Source organism: Aneurinibacillus thermoaerophilus (assembly GCF_900099925.1).
GTDB lineage: Bacteria > Bacillota > Bacilli > Aneurinibacillales > Aneurinibacillaceae > Aneurinibacillus > Aneurinibacillus thermoaerophilus.
Genome location: NZ_FNDE01000067.1, coordinates 1 through 5,032 on the forward strand (window position 1 = coordinate 1; position 5,032 = coordinate 5,032).

The 5,032-nt window shown below is 46.5% G+C and carries 4 protein-coding genes and 1 pseudogene; 3 read left to right on the top strand and 2 right to left on the bottom strand.

Going from position 1 to position 5,032, the window contains the following annotated elements; translation table 11 throughout:
• Window positions 1-477 precede the first annotated feature (477 nt).
• Complete coding sequence (hmpA, locus tag BLR88_RS18245) at window positions 478-1,713, bottom strand: NO-inducible flavohemoprotein (protein WP_091261519.1); 1,236 nt, start codon at window positions 1,711-1,713, stop codon at window positions 478-480.
• A gap of 605 nt (window positions 1,714-2,318) precedes the next feature.
• Here hmpA and BLR88_RS19200 point away from each other — a divergent pair.
• The 3 genes from BLR88_RS19200 (at window position 2,319) to BLR88_RS19825 (ending at window position 4,310) form a co-directional block, all read left to right on the top strand.
• Complete coding sequence (locus tag BLR88_RS19200; protein ID WP_057899144.1) at window positions 2,319-2,552, top strand: hypothetical protein; 234 nt, start codon at window positions 2,319-2,321, stop codon at window positions 2,550-2,552.
• A 117-nt stretch (window positions 2,553-2,669) separates the two neighbouring features.
• Window positions 2,670-3,710 carry a zinc-dependent alcohol dehydrogenase family protein gene (locus tag BLR88_RS18250; RefSeq protein WP_057899143.1) on the top strand — a complete coding sequence of 347 codons (1,041 nt, stop codon included), beginning with the start codon at window positions 2,670-2,672 and terminating at the stop codon, window positions 3,708-3,710.
• 444 nt (window positions 3,711-4,154) lie between these two features.
• Entirely contained in the window at window positions 4,155-4,310 is a 156-nt protein-coding gene (locus BLR88_RS19825) for a hypothetical protein (RefSeq protein ID WP_156424067.1), read from the top strand.
• 480 nt (window positions 4,311-4,790) lie between these two features.
• Here BLR88_RS19825 and BLR88_RS19990 read toward each other — a convergent pair.
• Window positions 4,791-5,032: pseudogene (locus BLR88_RS19990) on the bottom strand (IS701-like element ISPlan1 family transposase); the annotation flags it as partial.

Below are 5,032 nucleotides of genomic sequence, written 5' to 3' on the forward strand. Positions count from 1 at the left end.
ATCGCAAACCTGTCCGGTTTGCGGGGCGAAAAAGAACGTGCGTGGTGCGGCTATACCCAACATCGGGACATTCACGGTGCGGCGAATCTACTGTCCAAAGTGTTGTATGAAAACCGGATTCAGTCCTTGCCGTTTGAAATACAGAAACCCACGTATCTACGGATCGCCTAAGCGAGAAGTAGTAGATGGTTTGTTCCGCCCCACGCCCGTAAGGGTGTGTTGCTGAATGATTCCCCTCGCAGACGGCACGTGTCTGTGAGATCAGCGACAACCCGCTGATCGCCTGTTCTATCGAGGTGGACAGTTCAGAAACCCCCACTTCAACCTATGGTAAGTGGGGGAGGTTCATACATAAGAGACATTCCTTTCTTGGTAATTGTTGGGTGGTACTTGCATTTTACTAAAAAGGCGTCTTTTTTTTACGAAAAAAAAACGGGGCATCCCGATTACTTTTGGGACAGCCCCTCTGAAGTATTATTACTTCAGAACAGATCGATCCGACAATTCCCCTTTCGGACCGAAGAATTCGAAGTGGATCGCTTCCTCAGCTACTCCCCATTGTTTTAAAGCACCATAAATCGTCTTCATAAAAGGTATGGGACCACAGAAATAAAAGTCTGCGCGAGGGCTCGGCACGATGGTTTGAAGCCATTCCAAATCAATATAGCCTTCTTTATCGTAATTGCGGGCCGCCCTGTCTTCTTCCGTTGGTTTTTCATAACATACAAAAGAGCGTACATTTCCCCGTTCAGTCGCCAAGCGAGTAACATGCTCTCTCATCGCGTGAACTGTACTGTTGATCGCAGCGTGAATGAACGTGACTTCACGTTCAGGCTGTACTTCGGCAAGCGTATTCAACATACTGATCATAGGTGTTAAACCAACACCGCCGCTGATTAGCACAATAGGCAGCTCTTTTTCCATATCCAGTACAAAATCACCAGCAGGTACACTGATTTGCAAAACGTCCCCTTCTTGCACATGTTTGTGCAGGTAAGTGGAGACAATCCCTGCCGGCTTGTCTGCACTTTCATCCTCACGTTTAACACTTATTCGGTAATAATCTTTACCCGGTGAATCCGATAAACTATATTGACGGATATGCGTGTATTTTTCTCCTGGGATACCTATTTTCACGCTGATATACTGCCCGGGTAGAAAGGAAGCGATCGCCTGGCCATCTTCCGGTTTTAAATAGAAAGATGTGATCACATCGCTCTCCTTTACTTTTTTAACCACAATGAATTTTCTGAAGCCTGCCCAACCCCCTTCTTGTCGTTCTGCCTGCCGGTACATTTCCGCTTCCACGCTGATGAATACATCGGCAATGGCTTGATAAGCTTCCTTCCATGCTTGGATAATTTCATCAGTTGCGGCATTTCCAAGCACATCTTTAATGGCTATCAGTAAGTACTTACCCACAATTGGATAATGCTCAGGCTTAACGCCTAAGCTTATGTGTTTGTGAGCAATTTGTATAACGGCTGGCAAGATCGCCTCAAGATTGTCGATATTCGCCGCAGCCGCATAAACCGCATTTGCAAGCGCTGTTTGCTGTCTTCCTTGTTTTTGGTTTGCATGGTTAAAAATATTCAGCAACTCTGGGTGATTTGTGAGCATCGACTCGTAAAAACGGGTTGTGATCGCTTTACCGTGATCTTCTAAAACAGGTACGGTAGATTTGATAATCTCGATCGTTTTTGGACTCAACATTTTGGCTCCTCCTCTTAGTCACTTAGTTGACTTGTTTTCCAATAGAATCCTTGCAAATTCATTATAGAGCAGGGGAATCATCCGGACAGTGATATAAATCACAACCAGATATACGTGGCAGCGTTGCCAAACTCATTGTGTGCCCAGAGCGGGTCCATGTTGGACTCGTGCAAGCTGATGAGGACTAGCCGGTGAAAGTCCGGTCCGGATAATCGCCAGGGAGCCTGGTAGCAGACGGCCGGTACTCAGGGGAAACGACGGGTATCGAAGCGCCGTGTCAAAAGCCCCTTTGGGGGAGCAACCGGTCGGTCTGTAGCATCAAGCGAATCCTGCCGCCGCGTGATGGCAGCCCCAAATAGGGAACAAGCGAGGGCCGAATCGAGAGTGTCACGGTGAAGGCCATCATCGGAACTGGGGAAGATACCTAACCTTGACCAACAGGAAACGGAGACCGTATAACTGGTGAGCCCCGGGAAGTCGGTTCTCCGCCAGGAGGGTGGAGGATGTATTGGAAGAACACGGTGTAACATCAAATGCTTATGGAAATGATGAGCATGAAGTATAGTGTGAAAAACATTGGGAAAGCTGATTATTGAACTCACATTATGAAGTATGAACAAGCTAGGGCACAAGAAGGCGGTTGGGAAGGTTTTCGGGAATTTGTAGTGGTTAAAAAGGTAAAAGAAATTGACGTGCTCACTTCATTCTTTAAATCCTGCGGACGGAAAAGCAATCGCTCAATTTCAACCTGGGCAATCCTTAACCTTAAAGGCAAAAATACTAGGCGAAAAATATACACATATTCGCCACTACAGTTGAGTACATTGGATGAGGATTAGGGAAAGAGGAAGGGGGCTTTTTCCTTCTTACTGGGGTACCACCACATCGCCTCGGCGTATCAAAATCCAGGACGACAATCTACTTCAATAGTGCATAAACTTAGGAGGTATATGTTTATGAAAGCGCTTATATTCCGTGAACCAGGAAAGTTCGAGTGGGTAGAGAAGGACAAGCCGACGATTCAGAAACCGACGGATGCAATCGTAAAAATCACCAAAACGACGATTTGCGGCACGGATTTGCATATATTAGGCGGTGATGTACCGGCGGTAACCGACGGTCGAACCCTGGGACACGAAGGTGTCGGAATCGTAGAAGAAGTAGGCACGGGTGTAAACAATTTCAGGCCCGGAGATAGAGTGCTGATTTCTTGTGTCACTTCCTGTGGAAGATGCGATTATTGCAAAAAAGCGATGTACGCTCACTGTGAAGACGGTGGTTGGATTTTAGGGCACCTGATCGATGGTACTCAGGCGGAATACGTTCGTATCCCTTATGCTGATACGAGTATGTATCATATTCCCCCGGGAAGCGATGAGGAAGCACTTGTCATGTTGAGCGATATTTTGCCGACGAGTTTAGAAATTGGGGTGATTTACGGCGGCGTTCAGCCGGGGGATGTGGTCGCTATTGTCGGGGCCGGGCCGGTCGGGATGTCAGCACTCATGACAGCGCAACTTTATTCGCCGGCGGAGATCATCATGGTCGACCTTGACGATAATCGCTTGGAGCAGTCCAAAAAGTTCGGGGCCACCAAGACAGTTAACAGCTCAGAGGGAAATGCGGTTGAGCAGGTGATGGAATTAACGGATGGAAAGGGCGTTGATGTAGCGATTGAGGCCGTCGGGTTCCCGGTGACCTTTGACATCTGTCAGCAAATCCTGAAGCCTGGCGGACGGCTGGCCAACGTTGGTGTACACGGCAAGCCTGTCGATCTACGCTTGGAACAATTGTGGCTTCGCAATGTCAAGATCACGACTGGGCTGGTTAGCACGAGCATGACACCGATGTTGTTAAAGACAGTGCAGTCTGGAAAGATCAAACCAAAACAATTGATCACTCACCGCTTTCCGCTGGACCAGATCATGCAGGCGTACGAGGTGTTTAGAAATGCTGCCAGAGAAAAAGCGATGAAAGTGATTTTATACAACGATTGAATCTCTTTGAAAGGAACGGCTCAAACCGTTCCTTTGCTCGTTGTGTGCCCGGCATGGGTGTCATCTATAGGGTTCAAGTCCCGAATGATGAAGGCAGTTGTAGTCATTAGCTTAAGACAGGGGTGTCGACCGCGAGGTCGAATCTGAAGGAAGTCGGCGGCAAACCTACGACCTGAGGAACACGAACCTCATATGAGGCCAGTGCTCGCTGGATGAGTCTGCAATACACAAGACAAAGTCCTAACTGCCGAAGACAAGTAAAGGTAAATGAGGCAAGTAGATGGAGAGAAAGATGGCACTGTTACCCGGGGAGGTCTGTCTGATACGCCGAGTGTTCTTGGTAACCTCATCCGCCTTACTGTTCCATCTCATTGATTCTGTTCGGGGTCTTATATTATGTTATTATGTGCTTGGGCTTAGCTTAATTCTCATACGTTACCTCCAGTGGAATCGGGGGCGCTTGGCGGACGATTGGGCCAATACAAGGCGTTTATCATGCTCGGCATGTTGCATATGAAGGTACATTATCGCCAGTTGAGCGATTTCATGCCTTTATATCAGCCTATCAAACACAACGACCTTTTGAAGCAAGCGAACTAGCTGTTTTTGATGATTTATTAGCGATTATAAGAGCGTTTCGCTTTGACCGTATTGAAGACGGAATTGCGTTAAAAAATGCATTCGACAGTAATCAATTTATGTCTGAAATGATTTGTTGTAATGCTTTTAGTAATGTGTTAGTTTGTGACACGGAGGACACCTCGTTTATGCAATGAATTGTATGGGGATACAGCCTATTGTATACGAACGTGTCCTCTTTGGCTGAAATTAGTGCCAAAATACATGAGGTTCCCCGTTATGGCCCAAGGCAGTTCACAGCCAAAACCATTGCCTTATGGGTATTGCTCTATCGTAGAGAAGGATTTCACGGTCTAAAACCAAAAGGGCGATCAGATCGGGGACGCTCACGTACAATCATTCAACATCAGCAGTAGACACTTACATGATAGCATATATTACAACTAGACTTGCCCAAAATTTGATACAAAATTTACCATGTAGAAAGAACCGAAGGTTCTCCTAGGCAGCTTGTAACTGATTTTTTATCAAATCCAGCTGCGTTCCTGCCTTTGCTTCATAGTAAACAAATTCGATCCAACTCTCTGTCTTTTTGTTTTGCCAACTTCGTAGTCCTGTTAAGATATCACCGTGTCCTGTTACACTGCAGAACATGGCTGTAAAAGAAAGCAATGTCCAAAACCGCTTAATTGCAACGGTACTACGTATTTGATAACCGTTAAAGGAAAAGTTGCTTTTCATGG

Coding starts and splice junctions, on each gene's coding strand:
- hmpA (WP_091261519.1), bottom strand. CDS start 1,713: ATGTTGAGTCCAAAAACGATCGAGATTATCAAATCTACCGTACCTGTT.
- BLR88_RS19200 (WP_057899144.1), top strand. CDS start 2,319: ATGAAGTATGAACAAGCTAGGGCACAAGAAGGCGGTTGGGAAGGTTTT.
- BLR88_RS18250 (WP_057899143.1), top strand. CDS start 2,670: ATGAAAGCGCTTATATTCCGTGAACCAGGAAAGTTCGAGTGGGTAGAG.